Source organism: Thiomonas sp. UBA7699, from assembly GCF_002482605.1.
Taxonomy (GTDB): Bacteria; Pseudomonadota; Gammaproteobacteria; order Burkholderiales; family Burkholderiaceae_C; genus Thiomonas; species Thiomonas arsenitoxydans.
In genome coordinates, this window is sequence record NZ_DLGH01000028.1 from 63,561 (window position 1) to 76,438 (window position 12,878).

The 12,878-nt window shown below is 59.8% G+C and carries 12 protein-coding genes and 1 tRNA gene; 6 read left to right on the top strand and 7 right to left on the bottom strand.

Annotated features, from left to right (window positions below; translation table 11 throughout):
- Positions 1–487 precede the first annotated feature (487 nt).
- The 6 genes from B3H47_RS12695 (at position 488) to B3H47_RS12720 (ending at position 6,473) form a co-directional block, all read left to right on the top strand.
- Positions 488–1,696 (top strand): tyrosine-type recombinase/integrase, encoded by a 1,209-nt coding sequence (locus tag B3H47_RS12695; protein ID WP_286987345.1) that lies wholly within the window; start codon positions 488–490, stop codon positions 1,694–1,696.
- A gap of 279 nt (positions 1,697–1,975) precedes the next feature.
- Positions 1,976–2,611: a hypothetical protein gene (locus tag B3H47_RS12700; protein ID WP_286987347.1), complete on the top strand. Its 636-nt coding sequence runs from the start codon at positions 1,976–1,978 to the stop codon at positions 2,609–2,611.
- Positions 2,612–2,696: 85 nt separating this feature from the next.
- On the top strand, positions 2,697–2,885 hold the full coding sequence (locus B3H47_RS12705; protein ID WP_286987349.1) for a helix-turn-helix transcriptional regulator: 189 nt from the start codon (positions 2,697–2,699) through the stop codon (positions 2,883–2,885).
- 142 nt (positions 2,886–3,027) lie between these two features.
- The gene (locus tag B3H47_RS12710; protein ID WP_286987350.1) at positions 3,028–3,384 is read left to right on the top strand and encodes a hypothetical protein; all 357 of its coding nucleotides are present in this window, start codon (positions 3,028–3,030) and stop codon (positions 3,382–3,384) included.
- Entirely contained in the window at positions 3,381–5,738 is a 2,358-nt protein-coding gene (locus B3H47_RS12715; protein WP_286987352.1) for a DUF3987 domain-containing protein, read from the top strand. The genes B3H47_RS12710 and B3H47_RS12715 overlap by 4 nt, the downstream gene beginning before the upstream one ends.
- 93 nt (positions 5,739–5,831) lie before the next feature.
- Complete coding sequence (locus B3H47_RS12720) at positions 5,832–6,473, top strand: hypothetical protein (RefSeq protein WP_286987354.1); 642 nt, start codon at positions 5,832–5,834, stop codon at positions 6,471–6,473.
- A gap of 101 nt (positions 6,474–6,574) precedes the next feature.
- Here the strand turns inward: B3H47_RS12720 and B3H47_RS12725 are convergent, their stop codons facing one another.
- From B3H47_RS12725 to B3H47_RS12755, 7 genes are all read right to left on the bottom strand, one after another.
- A complete protein-coding gene (locus B3H47_RS12725) occupies positions 6,575–6,985 on the bottom strand; it encodes a Rap1a/Tai family immunity protein (protein ID WP_286987355.1) in 411 nt (136 codons plus the stop codon).
- A gap of 892 nt (positions 6,986–7,877) precedes the next feature.
- Positions 7,878–7,965 (bottom strand) — tRNA-Ser (locus tag B3H47_RS12730).
- 37 nt (positions 7,966–8,002) lie between these two features.
- Positions 8,003–9,193: a radical SAM family heme chaperone HemW gene (gene hemW / locus B3H47_RS12735; RefSeq protein WP_286987396.1), complete on the bottom strand. Its 1,191-nt coding sequence runs from the start codon at positions 9,191–9,193 to the stop codon at positions 8,003–8,005.
- 118 nt (positions 9,194–9,311) lie between these two features.
- The gene (rdgB, locus tag B3H47_RS12740; protein ID WP_286987363.1) at positions 9,312–10,073 is read right to left on the bottom strand and encodes an RdgB/HAM1 family non-canonical purine NTP pyrophosphatase; all 762 of its coding nucleotides are present in this window, start codon (positions 10,071–10,073) and stop codon (positions 9,312–9,314) included.
- A 2-nt stretch (positions 10,074–10,075) separates the two neighbouring features.
- Positions 10,076–10,807: a ribonuclease PH gene (gene rph / locus B3H47_RS12745; RefSeq protein ID WP_013107050.1), complete on the bottom strand. Its 732-nt coding sequence runs from the start codon at positions 10,805–10,807 to the stop codon at positions 10,076–10,078.
- A 23-nt stretch (positions 10,808–10,830) separates the two neighbouring features.
- On the bottom strand, positions 10,831–11,754 hold the full coding sequence (locus B3H47_RS12750; protein ID WP_013107049.1) for a PP2C family protein-serine/threonine phosphatase: 924 nt from the start codon (positions 11,752–11,754) through the stop codon (positions 10,831–10,833).
- Positions 11,751–12,830, bottom strand: coding sequence for a serine/threonine protein kinase (locus B3H47_RS12755; protein WP_013107048.1), 1,080 nt, complete (start codon positions 12,828–12,830; stop codon positions 11,751–11,753). Before B3H47_RS12755 ends, B3H47_RS12750 begins: the two co-directional genes overlap by 4 nt.
- Between the last annotated feature and the right edge of the window lie 48 nt (positions 12,831–12,878).

The window sequence follows — 12,878 nt, forward strand, 5'->3', positions numbered from 1 at the left end:
GCATCAACCATTCCGGAAATTTTTCCGGGATGGTCTGGCATCCTGTTCCCGCCGACACGCCCTTTCAGCCTCTCCTCAATCGCCTTGGCAATGGCCACGCGCACGATCTACGCGACGCTTATCTTGCATTCACTTTTCAGCCCGATCTGACGCGCCGTTTATCGAGCCACTGAGCGTTTTTCAAAATAACCCCATGAACGCCACGATCTGATGCGCCGCTGATCTGTGGATAACTGGCCTATCCCTGCACGCGGGTAAGACTTACGGTAAGACCGAGCAGAGCCAGAAAAGAAAAAATCCAGTGGAATCAAGAGCTTAATTCAGTGTCTTGGCGGAAGCGGTGTCATTCGCAGTATTGTCCGCATCAATCCCGAATCGTTCGGTTTACCTCTGAAAAGTCATAGATTTACAGTGGCGCTTTTCCGCATTCGTCCCTTGTCATCCCCAAAGATTCGGCATAAAGTTTGGGGACGTTTTAGGGGACGATATGGCGACGAAAGCAATCACTGACCTGCAAGTCAAGGCGCTGCTCAAGAAACCCGGAAAGCATCGCATTGCTCCCGGCCTGTATCTACGGGTGCGCGACACGGGCGCAGCATTCTGGGCCTTGATCTACACCATCGACGGCAAGAGCCGAGAGGCTGGCTTAGGCCGATATCCTGGGGTGAGTCTGGCCGAGGCAACCGCTGAGGCAGCACAGAGACGCCTGCTGCTGAAGCGCGACAAGGTTGACCCGCTCGAAGTAAAGAAAATCGAGATTGCCAAGGCTGCCGGGGCCATGACGTTCAAGGCCATCGCCGCCGAGGTGATCGAGGCAAAACGCCCTGGCTGGCGTAATCCCAAGCATGCGCAGCAGTGGGAGAACACCCTTGCAACCTATGCCTTCCCCGTCATGGGCGATCTGGACGTGAGCGCCATTGACACCGAGCATGTGCTGGCCGTGTTGCAGCCGATCTGGACAAACAAGCACGAATCAGCGACCCGGCTGCGCCAGCGCATCGAGGTCGTGCTGGATGCAGCCGCCGCACGCAAGCTGCGCAGTCGTGAAAACCCCGCCCGTTGGAAGGGCCACCTCGACACACTGCTGACGGCCATCAGCAAGCGCGCCCGCGTCAAGCATCACCCGGCCATGCCGTGGGGCGAACTGCCTGCATTCATGGCGGCTCTGCGGGAGAACGGCAGCATGAGCGCGCTAGCCCTGCAATTCACCATCCTCACCGCCTGCCGCACCGGCGAAGTGCTCGGCGCGCAGTGGGCCGAGATCGACCTTGAGCGTGCGATCTGGACAATCCCCGGCGCAAGAATGAAAGCCAAGCGCGAGCATCGCGTGGCGCTGTCTTTGCAAGCCGTCGCTCTGCTGCATGGTCTGCCGAGAATTGAAGGCTGCCCGTGGGTGTTTCCGGGGCGCAAGGTGAATGCCCCCCTGTCACAAATGGCGATGCTGGAACTCATGCGCGGCATGTGTCCGCCCTATGTGCCGCATGGCATGCGCTCGACCTTCCGCGACTGGGTGAGTGATGCAACGAATTTCAGCCCTGAGATTGCCGAGCAGGCGCTTGCGCACACCATCGGCAACCAGACCGAGGCAGCCTATCGCCGGGGCGACTTGCTCGAACGCCGCAGGACGCTGATGCAGGCATGGGCCGACTACGCCACCGGGCAAGGCCATGTCATCAAGCTCGCGAGTGCGGCATAAAGCATTCGGCCAACGTGTCCCTTATCTTGCATTCGCCGAATGACTGCGCGCCAGCCTGCAATTTTGCAAAAGTGCTTGGTATGGGCACTGCAAAAACTGCAAAAAGCCCTTTTTGCAGTTTTTGCAGTTCGCTGCGTGGGCCTTTTCAACAAATTCGCTGCGTGCCCTGCTCACCCTGAGATGCTGAGTTCCGCCGTGGCTAGGTTAGCTCCCGAAAAGCCGTTCCCTCGACGGCCTGCCCCGGCATCCCTTCGAGGCCACTGCAATGAGGATGCAGACATGAGCAAACCAGCGGGCAACTCGTTCGACCAGATGCGGGAGCAACTCGCCCCAGAAAGTAGTGGGGGGTGTGCACTCGCCGCCGCAGCGGTCCCTGCGGTGCCCACGAAGGCCAACCCTCGCAAAGTGAAGAAGCCTACGCGCATCGAGGAGATGATGAACGCGCCAATGAAAACACCGGCCTGGAAGTTCTACCCAGAAGCCAAGCATTCACCAACATACATCATGGGGCTTGTGAATGGCGTTGAGCAATGGATACGTGACGGAGCGCCCGCCGAAGCGCAGGGCCATTACTACGCTAAATGGCTAGTCGGTTTGACGGAGGAATGCAAAAAGGACGGTAGACCGTTCGACCCAACGCTTGCTTTGCTTTGGAGATATCACCCTGATCTGCAAAAGTATGCTGACAAAAAAGGCAAGCGTGGGAAGCGTCATAGTCCGCTAACGCCGCACAAAATCATCAAGAAATACGCCAAAGTCCATCAAAGGGTTCTTGAAGGGAAGATCAAAGCATCCAACCTTGTCGACGGCCTTGCAGGGCGGGAATATGCAGAATACAAATTTCTGCGCGACAATCCTGATGGAAACATGCTAGAACTAACGATCGGATTAAACCCGCAATGGGAGATCGAATAAACGGTAAATGTTTTTCATCGTCCAAACGGTTTCAATTCTCCTGAGAGCGCCGCAATGGTGCGGCGACATTCGTAGGAGTTTGAGCATGGACGATGTGATCCTTCGCCTTCCGCAGGTGAAGCAAATGGTCGGCTTAGGGCGAACACTGATTTACGAGCTGCGCGCCAAAGGGGAATTCCCCGCCCCAGTCAAGCTGGGCAAGCGCTCCGTCGGCTGGCGGAAAAGTGAACTCGCTGCCTGGATTGCAAAACGCAGCAAGGTACGGGGAGACTGACTATGACAACCAATAAAAAAGCCCCGGCGCTTACCGAGGCTCGACAATCTACAAGCTGCCTTCATTTTAGCCGCATTCTTGATGCAGTTACAGTCATTTACTGCATTGGCATGGTCATTGCGCTATTTGCGGGGGTGCTGAAATGAAAAATAGCAGCACGTTCCACATGCCTGAAGGATTCGACTATTACCATGGTTACGTCCGGCACGTCGAATCAGCGGCTTACATCTTCCCCCATCCAGCGCGCATCGCGCACGTCGCTGACTGCATGCGGGAAATCAAGGGCATACTGTTTGACGACTTGCTGGTGTTTCACCAACGCGCCGATGGCCCGTCCGATTTGGTCACGGCACCGGCGAGTTGGCTGACAAACCCTCGCTTCTGGCAAGTCGTCAATCAAAAACTTCCCGATTCGGTTTCACATCGATATGACCTTGTGGCTGCTTACTGGCACGGCTTGATCGTTGACTTTATGCGCAGTGAAGGGGTTACCGAATGAACGCCATCACGACCCCTCTGCCCCAAGAACAAGCCGCGCAATACCTCGCCATCGGCTGGAAACTCTGCACGATCGCCCCTGGTAGCAAATCCCCCAGCTATCGCGGCTGGAACCGCGGAGAAAATGCGATCTCATCCCTCGACCAACTCCCGCCCGGCGCGCAGGGTATCGGCTTGCTGCATGCCTACTCAAGAACCTGCTGCCTGGACATTGACGACCTGCGCAAAGCACAGGCTTATCTGCTCGCGCATGGGGTCAATATGAAGCAGTTACTGACCGCTTCCGGCGGCTGGCTCTACCAAGGCCGCGACACCCGCATCAAGGTGTTGTTCTCCCTTGAGCAGCCTCTTGTCTCGGTCAACCGCCAAGACCTGGGCTTTGAATTGCGCTGCGCCACTGCCGACGGCCTGAGCGTGCAGGACGTGCTGCCGCCCACGGTGCACCCGGAGAGCGGCAAGCCCTACCGCTGGCTCTCACAACCCGGCGAACTGCCTTCACCACTGCCCGAAGCATTGCGGGCTGTGTGGCTTGACCTGCTTCACCAAAGCAACGCGCAGCCCGCCGCCGCGCCTGCCGACACGCTGACCGCTGCCGCCACAGCCATTCACGATGTGCCGACCGTCGAGCAAGTGCGCGCAGACCTTGCTGTACTCGATGCCGACTGCCCCTATGAGCAGTGGCGCAACATCGTGTGGGGTGTGCTGGCGACCGGGCTGCCGCAGGCCGAGGAACTCGCCCGCGAGTGGTCGATGCGTGCGCCGCATCGGTTCAACGAAGCCGCCTTCATCAACCTGGTGAGCAGCTACCAGCCCAAGCCTGGCGGCATCACTTACGGCACGGTGCGCCATCTGGCAATCATCGCCCGCCTGCCCGAGCCGCAGCCCCTGCCTGACGCGCTACATCCCGTGCAGCCATTCGACCCGGCCTTACTGCCTGCCAAGCTGCGCCCCTGGGTGAGCGACATTGCCGAGCGCATGGGCTGCCCGCCCGACTTCGTTGCCATTCCGGCCATGATTGCCCTCGCTGCTGTGCTGGGTCGCAAGCTCGCCATTCGCCCCCAGCGCTACACCGACTGGGCCGAAGTGCCGAATCTGTGGGGCTTGATCGTGGGGCGTCCTGGCGTGCTCAAAAGCCCCGCGCTCAGGCAAGCGCTGGCCCCGCTGCATCGCCTGGCAGCAGAGGCCACTGAGCGGCACGCTGCCGCGCTGGCAGCATGGGAGCAGGCCGAGGCGCAGCGCGAACTGCGCGCCGATGTGGGGCGGAAAAAGGCCCGCCAGACCCTCGATAAAAACGCTGCTGCGGACGTGTCGGCCTTGCTTGCCGAAACCCCGGAAAGTGAACCGCTTTGCAAGCGCTACACGGTGACGAACGCCACGCCCGAAGCGCTGGGCGAACTGCTCAGGCAAAACCCGCAGGGGCTACTCTTGGAGCGTGACGAGATCATGGGCTTTCTGCGTGACCTCGACCGTGAAGATCATGCCGATCATCGCGCCTTCATGCTTGAAACCTGGGCTGGGAATGGTGCATTCACTTTCGACCGCATCGGGCGCGGATTCAATTTGCACATTCCGGCCATGTGCCTGTCAATCATCGGCACGACACAGCCGGGCCGCCTGCGGGCCTATGTTGCCGGTGCGGTGCAAGGTGGCGCAGCCGATGACGGCTTGATGCAGCGCTTTTCTCTGATGGTCTGGCCTGACATGCCGCGTGACTGGCGCGACGTGGACGAGTGGCCGGACAAGCAAGCCAAAGCGCAGGCATGGGAGGTATTCAGGCATCTGGACACCCTCACCCCCGAAGCCGTCGGCGTAACGCAGGACACTGCCCCCGATGGACAGCCTGACGGCTTGCCATACTTGCGCCTTGATGATGACGCGCTTGTCCGGTTCCAGGCATGGCGTACCGATCTGGAGCAGCGCCTACGCAGTGGCGATCTGCACCCAGCCATTGAGAGCCATCTTGGCAAGTATCGCAAGCTGGTGCCCGCGCTGGCGCTGATCCTGCACCTTGCCGAGGGTGATGCCGGGCCGGTCAAGGTGCAGGCCGTGGAACAGTCAATAGCCTGGGCGGGTTATCTCGAAAGCCATGCCCTGCGCTGCTACGGCGCTGGCCTTCGCGCCGAAGTGGAAACAGCCCGCGCCATCCTCAAGCGCATCCAGAAAGGCGACCTGTCCCGCGAGGGTTTCCGCAGCTATGAGGTGTGGCGTCCGAACTGGTCGGGGCTGACTGACCGGGCGCAGGTCACGCAGGCGCTCGACTATCTGGCGGCAATGGACTGGCTGGCCGTGGACACCTTGCCCACGGGTGGACGCGAGGCCACGATCTACAAGCTCAACCCGAAGGCGAATTTGTAGAAAAGGCCCACGCAGCGAACTGCAAAAACTGCAAAAAGCCCTTTTTGCAGTTTTTGCAGTTCCCATACCAAGCACTTTTGCAGAAATCACGCGATGAACGACGCCACCAAAGCCACGCAGGACACACCAAGCAAACTAGTCACGACCAACGCCGAGCAATCCACGCGCGCTGCGCTGGTGACGAGCCCGGCATTCCGGGCCGCTGGCACGATTGCCAAGATCGAGGATGCAGACCCGCCCGCCGTTTACAAGCGATTGCAAGCCCAGGCCGAGGAAGTCAGCCGAGGCGACCTGTCCACCGTGGAGGCCCAGCTACTGGCGCAGATGCAGACTCTCAATAGCGTGTTTCACAAATTCACTGCAAAAGCGCTCGACCTGCCGCTGCATCACGGTGGCGAAACATACATGCGGCTGGCATTGAAAGCACAGATTCAAGCCACGCGAACCGCTGAGGTGTTGGGCAATTTGAAGAATGCGCCCGTTATTCTTGCCAATCAACTGAATATGGCACAGAATCAGCAGGTCAATAATCACCCGGCTGCAAATTCAGAACCAGCACAGGAATCGAAGGAAACAAACCATGCGAGGCGGAAACCGTATCGACTGGACACCCGAGCGTCGCAAACGCCACTCAGAACTCTGGACACCCGAGCGCCGAGCCGCGCAAGCCGAACGCATCCGGCAGATTCAGCCGTGGAAAATCCACGTTCTGCCGAAAACGCCGGAGGCGATTGATCGGCGAAATAAAGGCCCCTATAAACATGGGGCCTATACCAAGGCGGCAAAGGAAGAGCGACGATTTTCCAAGTATATTCTTAGTTATGCTGATTAGTGCGCTATTTATTTTTACATGGATAGGCGTCGTTCAGAGCGAGACTTGCTGCAATAGATGGGGGCATAATCCATACCTTCGGATGACTTCCAAGCCAATTAACAACTATCTGAACATTCTGACCTACCGTGTTACCTGCGGGCGGGCAATAAATTGGGGAGGTTTCGGCAACACCCTCGACGTAACCTTGCCAGAACGAGTAACTCAGATCGTTTATATTTTTTAGTGTGTAATACATGTTTGTTGTCGTCAATTCGTGGGAATCCGCTTGGGCTGATTTATTGACGAAAAAAAAGAAGAAGAAAGTGATACAAAACAAAAAACTTAATTTTTTACTGCCCATTTTCTGTCCCCCTATCGCCCGCCAACGCTGCAGAATGTTCACAAACATATGCACCCTCGCGAGTCCGTCCATACCAGCGCTCGCCCTTATAATGCCAGATTCCGGATTTAAGATTGAGCCAGACCACAATATCCTTTGGGCAGTGCAGGTGCGCCGCCTGTTCGTTTGTGAATAAAGATAAGGCGTCTGCCTGACCTATCATCCAAAAAGCTATAGAAAAATAACTGATCGCGCGCAACGCCAAAAAAGCTAATGAGGTTCTCGGCTTTCTATTTTTTCGCTGGGCCATATGTATATCCCTTACCACGCAGGCAATCTGTTGCTGCCTGCAGCCGCGCGAATTGATTAGGGTCATAAGTGGACGGGGGGACATACCGACCAGGTGTTGTAAAACACTGTACTTGACCTCCGTACCCCGAGCAATTCGTCATTGATGGTGTTTGATAACCATAACCGGCGGGTTGGACAGATACGGGATACATCTGCAACGCTTGGCGCTCACAATCGAGTTTGTCTTGGTAAAACTCCGCTGCGGTGGTGTCGGGCCTAGACCAACCCATAGCGCACCCAGATAGCAGACTCGATGCACAAACAAGCATCAGCACTCGACGCATAGAACCCCCAAGTTTTTGAAAATTGCTCGCGGTTTGGGAGGCGGGTCTATAAATTTTTCCTTCCCCGACCGTCGCCGCTCATTTCCAGAGTTTCCGGTGCAGCGCGCTGACCGTCAAGCGCAGCCGTGGCAGTGTGGCAACTCTGCACGCAGCATCAACAGCGACACACCGGGCGTGCATTAGCGGCAGGCTAGGCAGTAAGTGCAAGATAAGGGGCGCGTAGGCCGTGAAGCGCAGCCAAGCTACCCACTTCGAGCGCAGATACTGGCGCGGCATACATTCCAGCAGGCTCAAATTTTGGGGATGATTCAGGGGATGACTTATGCAAACCCTTGATTTATATACAATTTTGGCGGAAGCGGTGAGATTCGAACTCACGAACGGTTGCCCGTTGCCGGTTTTCAAGACCGGTGCAATCGACCACTCTGCCACGCTTCCTGTTGATCAGCCCTACCGCTGGGCCAAGCCTTACATTCTATCTGGGCGCGACGCGACTTGATCGGGGCAGGAACAGTTCGAGTGCGTTGTTGAGCATGTCGAATCCGAGCGGGGTCGTGCGCAGAACATCGGCATCATCGACCAGCAAACCCTTGCTTTGCGCGGTTTGCAGGGGCTTTTCGATGGCAGAGGGTGGCAGGCCGGTGCGCTGGGCAAAAAGTTCGACGCGCACGCCTTCGCGCAGACGCAGGGCGTTGAGCATGAATTCAAACGGCAAGTCGCTGCGCGATACCTCGACCTCGGTTGCGACGGCAAGGCCTTGCGCGGCCTGCTCCATGTAACGCTGAGGATGGCGCCAGCGGGTCTGACGCACGATGCGATGCGCAAAAGTGAGCTTGGAATGGGCGCCAGCGCCGATGCCGATGTAATCGCCGAATTGCCAGTAATTGAGGTTGTGGCGACAGCGGTGCCCGGGCGCGGCGTAAGCGGACACTTCGTAGCGCTGCAGCCCGGCGGCCTCCGCCAGGTCGGCCACGGCATGCTGCATGTCGGCGGTCAGATCGTCGTCGGGCAGTGGGGGTGGGTGGCGGGCGAAAAGGGTGTTGGGTTCGAGCGTGAGCTGATAGAGCGAGAGGTGCGGCGGCTGGTGCGCCAGCGCCTCGTGAACATCGGCCTTGCAGCCCGGCATGTCTTGCTGAGGCAGGGCGAACATCAGATCGAGATTGAAGCTGGCGAAGTGGCGCGCGGCCTCGGCCACCGCGTCGTGCGCCTGGCGTGCATCATGCACGCGACCCAGCGCGCGCAGGCGGTCATCGTCGAAACTCTGCACGCCGATGGACAGGCGGTTGACGCCCGCCTGTGCGAACGCCGCAAACCGATCTCGTTCGAAGGTGCCCGGGTTGGCCTCCAGCGTGATTTCGGCATCGGCGACGAGGGGCAACCGGGCGCGCACATCGGTGATCAACTGGTCGATGGCCTCGGGCGAGAACAGACTGGGCGTGCCGCCTCCGATGAAGACGGAGATGACGCGCCGCCCCCACACCAGGGGCAGCGCCGCATCGAGATCGGCGCGAAGCGCAGCCAGGTAGGCCTGCTCGGGAATCGCCCCACCGGCGCGCCACTCATGCGAATTGAAATCGCAATAGGGGCACTTTTTGAGACACCACGGCAGATGCACATAAAGACTGAGGGGCGGCAGCGCGCTGAACTGCAAGGTGCCGGGCCGCATGTAGTGCGGCAGGGATTGCGCTGCACGCTGCGGCGCCGCATCGGTGGTCGGGCCGGATGTCGCGCTGTGGTCAATGATCGGTATGTGCTTTTGATTCACGGAAACCCAGACGTCATGCTCAAGGAAACGCAGAGCCGTCTCCATCCCGACCTCCCCCACGACGTTGGGGAGGTGAGATCACTCCCTCCCCACTTGTGGGGAGGGTTGGGGTGGGGATTGCCCAGCCCTGAGGGCGCTCTGACGGCGCCGCCATCCAGCCCCAATGCGTGCGCAGCAGAGGCAGCAGGGTTTGCAGAGATTGACCGCGGTGACTGATGCGATTTTTCTCCTGCGCGTCACATTGCGCCAGGGTGCGGCCATCCGCGAGCACGAACAAGGGGTCGTAGCCGAAACCGCCTTGCCCTTGCGCCGCGTGCCCGATCTGCCCGATCAGTTCGCCGCGAACGATGAGCGGCTCGGGATCGGCCGCATGGCGCAACGCCACCACGATGCTGACAAAGCGCGCCAGGCGCAGGGTCTGGCCCTCCATCTGCTGCAACAGCAAACGGTTGTTGGCGGCGTCCTGTTCGGCCCGAGGCCCATCGATCTGCGGCGCGAAGCGGGCCGAGCGCACGCCCGGCAGTCCACCGAGCGCTTCCACACAAAGACCCGAATCGTCGGCCAGTGCGGGAAGGCCGGTGTGAAAGCTGGCGTGACGCGCCTTGGCCAGCGCATTTTCGACAAAGGTGGGATGCGGCTCTTCGGCCTCGGCCAGATGAAATTCGCCTTGGGCCTGCACCTGGCACCCCAGCGGCGCGAGCAAGGCCGAGAGCTCGGCGAGCTTGCCCGGATTGCCGGACGCCAGCACGATCCGCCAAGTTGCAAACGTCGGCGCCGCCACCGTCAGATCTCCAGCGCCTGTCTTTGCAGCGCGACGAGTTCGGCGATGCCGCGTTGCGCCAGGTCGATCATGCCGTCGAGCTGCTGCCGCGAAAACGGCGCGCCCTCGGCCGTGCCCTGCACCTCGATCAGCGCCCCGTCTGCCGTGCCCACCACGTTCATATCGGTATCGCACTGACTGTCTTCGGCGTAGTCGAGATCGAGGCGGTAATCGTCGCCCAGCAGGCCGACCGAGACGGCGGCAACCAGCTGGCGCATCGGGTTCTGCGGGATGCGGCCCTGCGCCATGAGCCACTGACAGGCATCCCACGCGGCCACGGCGGCGCCCGTGATGGCCGCGGTGCGCGTGCCGCCGTCGGCTTGCAACACATCACAGTCGAGCGTGATCTGCCGCTCACCCAGGGCTGAAAAATCGAACACGGCGCGCAGCGATCGGCCGATGAGGCGCTGGATCTCCTCGGTACGACCCTGCTGCTTGCCGCGCTTGGCTTCGCGCTCACCGCGAGTGTGCGTCGCCCTAGGCAGCATGCCATATTCCGCCGTGACCCAGCCCTGCCCGCTGCCCCGCTTGTGCGGCGGCACGCGCTCTTCAACCGAGGCGGTGCACAGCACACGGGTATGCCCGAAAGCTACCAGCACGGAACCTTCGGCATGACGGGTGAAATGACGTTCGATGGCTATCGCGCGCAGCGCCGAAAGCCCGCGACCTTCTCTCGCAGGAGGGGTGTTTTGCATGGAAGTAATCGGTAGGGGAAACGTTATTTACGCGCCGCACCCTGGCGGATGGCGGCGTTGATTTCAGCGATTGAACGTTCGATATCGGCGTCGTTCATTTCTTCGACCTGCAGATCAGCCAGCTCGCTCTGGATGGTGGACTTGAACCCACCTCTTTGCATGCTCTCGGTTTCAATGCGCAGAGAGGTTTCCAGCTCTTCGGGATCGGCCTCCCATTCGACGCCCAGGGCGGTGACGTTGTCTGAGTCGGCGCCGCCTTGCCGCAGCGCCATTTCCACCACCTCGGGCACCGCATCGGAGAGCACCTGCTGGCCGAACTGCCGCACCAGAACCGATTCGGGGATCTGTCCCCAAAGCCCGTCGGAACACAGCAGCACGATGTCGCCCCGCCGCATCGCTTGCGGCAAACCCACCTCGATCATGGGCAGCTGCCCCGATCCCAGGCAGGTAAACAGCATGTTTCGCGTCGGGCCGTCTGGTTGCAGCAAAGAGAGGCCGCTAGGCTGATCTTTTTTGTGCTTCTGCTCCACATGCGAGTGATCACGGGTGCGTGTGAGCATGGCGCCGTTACGCATGAAATAAAGCCGCGAATCGCCCACATGCGCCCAGTGCGCAGCGCCGTTTTGCAGCACGCAGACCACCACCGTCGTGCGCGGCGAATCGGTCAACCCGTTTTCTTGCGCATAACGCTGGACTTGCTCATGCGCCCGAAAAATCGAGCGTCGCAGAAATTCCTGCGGATCGCGCAGGCGCGGCCGCGCTTCTTGCTGGAACAGATTGGCAATGGTCTGCAGCGCCAGTTGCGCCGCCACATCGCCACGCGGGTGCCCCCCCAAACCATCGGCCAGAGCGAACAAGGCGCTTTCGCGCGTGTAGCAATAGCCCATGCGATCCTGGTTGGTCGCACGACCGCCGCGGCGGCTCACCTGGTACACCGAAAACTTCAATTCTTCTCCCTCGCGGCTGCTTTGCCCTGCTCAGGCCCCGGAGTTTGCACCGCCTGGACGGGCGCGCCAAACCGGGTGACATCCCGCACTTTCTGTACTTGCGACTTGGTGTCGTTGACCAATTCGTCGATGTGTAGCCGGAGCTTCTCGCCCATGGTCAGATTGGTGTAGCGCCGCGCGTTTTCCGCACCCAGTTCGCGCTGCAGATTGAACACGCTTTGCGGACGCGCCATGGCATCCAGCGCCATGCACCACTCCACGATCTCGATCAGATTGTCTGAATACACGCCCCGCAGCTTGGAGAGCTGGGCCTGCAGCCGGTCTTTCTCCAACCGCTGCGGTGCTTCGTAAGGCGGGTAGCCCGTCATGCAGGCGTAGATGCAGGCGCCGACGGCATAAATATCGGTCCATGGGCCGAACGCCCCCTCACGCTTGTACATTTCGGGGGCCGCAAAACCCGGCGTATACATCGGGCGAAAGCGCTTGTCCTGCTGGTTGAGCACTTCGCGCGCCGCGCCGAAATCGATCAGGATGGGTTTGTTGTCATCGGTGATGAACACGTTCGCCGGCTTGATGTCGAGGTGCAGCATCTTGTGCTGATGCACCACGCGCAAGCCTTGCAGGATGTCATCGAACAGCGAGCGGATGGTCGACTCGCGAAAAATCTTCTTGCGCTTGAGTTCTCTTGCGGTGATGACGAACTCCTGGAGCGAGGCGCCCTCCAGATAATTCATCACCATATACACCGTGTCGTTTTCTCGAAAAAAGTTGAGCACGCTGACCACGCTGGGATGCGAGATCTGCGCCAGCGAACGGCCTTCCTCAAAAAAACTCTTCAGGCCCAGACGGTAGAGCGCGAGTTTGTCGGGTGGCACCACCGGGCTCGACTCGCCCGGCCCCCGCTCCACCAGCGAGGCCGGCAGGTACTCCTTGATGGCCACTTTCTGCCCATCGGAGCTCAGTGCCAGATACACCACACCGAAACCGCCGCTGGCGACCTTGCGCACAATGCGGTAGCCGCCCACTTGCGATTCAGGAGCGAGTGGGGCGGGTTTGGATTTGGACGAGGTGGCCATGAAAACGAAGGCTAGCAGCCTACCGGCGAAAGGAGTGTGGAAAAATAC

Bases quoted from the DNA above. Each gene is read 5' to 3' on its own strand.
- B3H47_RS12695 (WP_286987345.1), top strand. From the start codon at position 488: ATGGCGACGAAAGCAATCACTGACCTGCAAGTCAAGGCGCTGCTCAAG.
- B3H47_RS12700 (WP_286987347.1), top strand. From the start codon at position 1,976: ATGAGCAAACCAGCGGGCAACTCGTTCGACCAGATGCGGGAGCAACTC.
- B3H47_RS12705 (WP_286987349.1), top strand. From the start codon at position 2,697: ATGGACGATGTGATCCTTCGCCTTCCGCAGGTGAAGCAAATGGTCGGC.
- B3H47_RS12710 (WP_286987350.1), top strand. From the start codon at position 3,028: ATGAAAAATAGCAGCACGTTCCACATGCCTGAAGGATTCGACTATTAC.
- B3H47_RS12715 (WP_286987352.1), top strand. From the start codon at position 3,381: ATGAACGCCATCACGACCCCTCTGCCCCAAGAACAAGCCGCGCAATAC.
- B3H47_RS12720 (WP_286987354.1), top strand. From the start codon at position 5,832: ATGAACGACGCCACCAAAGCCACGCAGGACACACCAAGCAAACTAGTC.
- B3H47_RS12725 (WP_286987355.1), bottom strand. From the start codon at position 6,985: ATGGACGGACTCGCGAGGGTGCATATGTTTGTGAACATTCTGCAGCGT.
- hemW (WP_286987396.1), bottom strand. From the start codon at position 9,193: ATGCGGCCCGGCACCTTGCAGTTCAGCGCGCTGCCGCCCCTCAGTCTT.
- rph (WP_013107050.1), bottom strand. From the start codon at position 10,807: ATGCAAAACACCCCTCCTGCGAGAGAAGGTCGCGGGCTTTCGGCGCTG.
- B3H47_RS12755 (WP_013107048.1), bottom strand. From the start codon at position 12,830: ATGGCCACCTCGTCCAAATCCAAACCCGCCCCACTCGCTCCTGAATCG.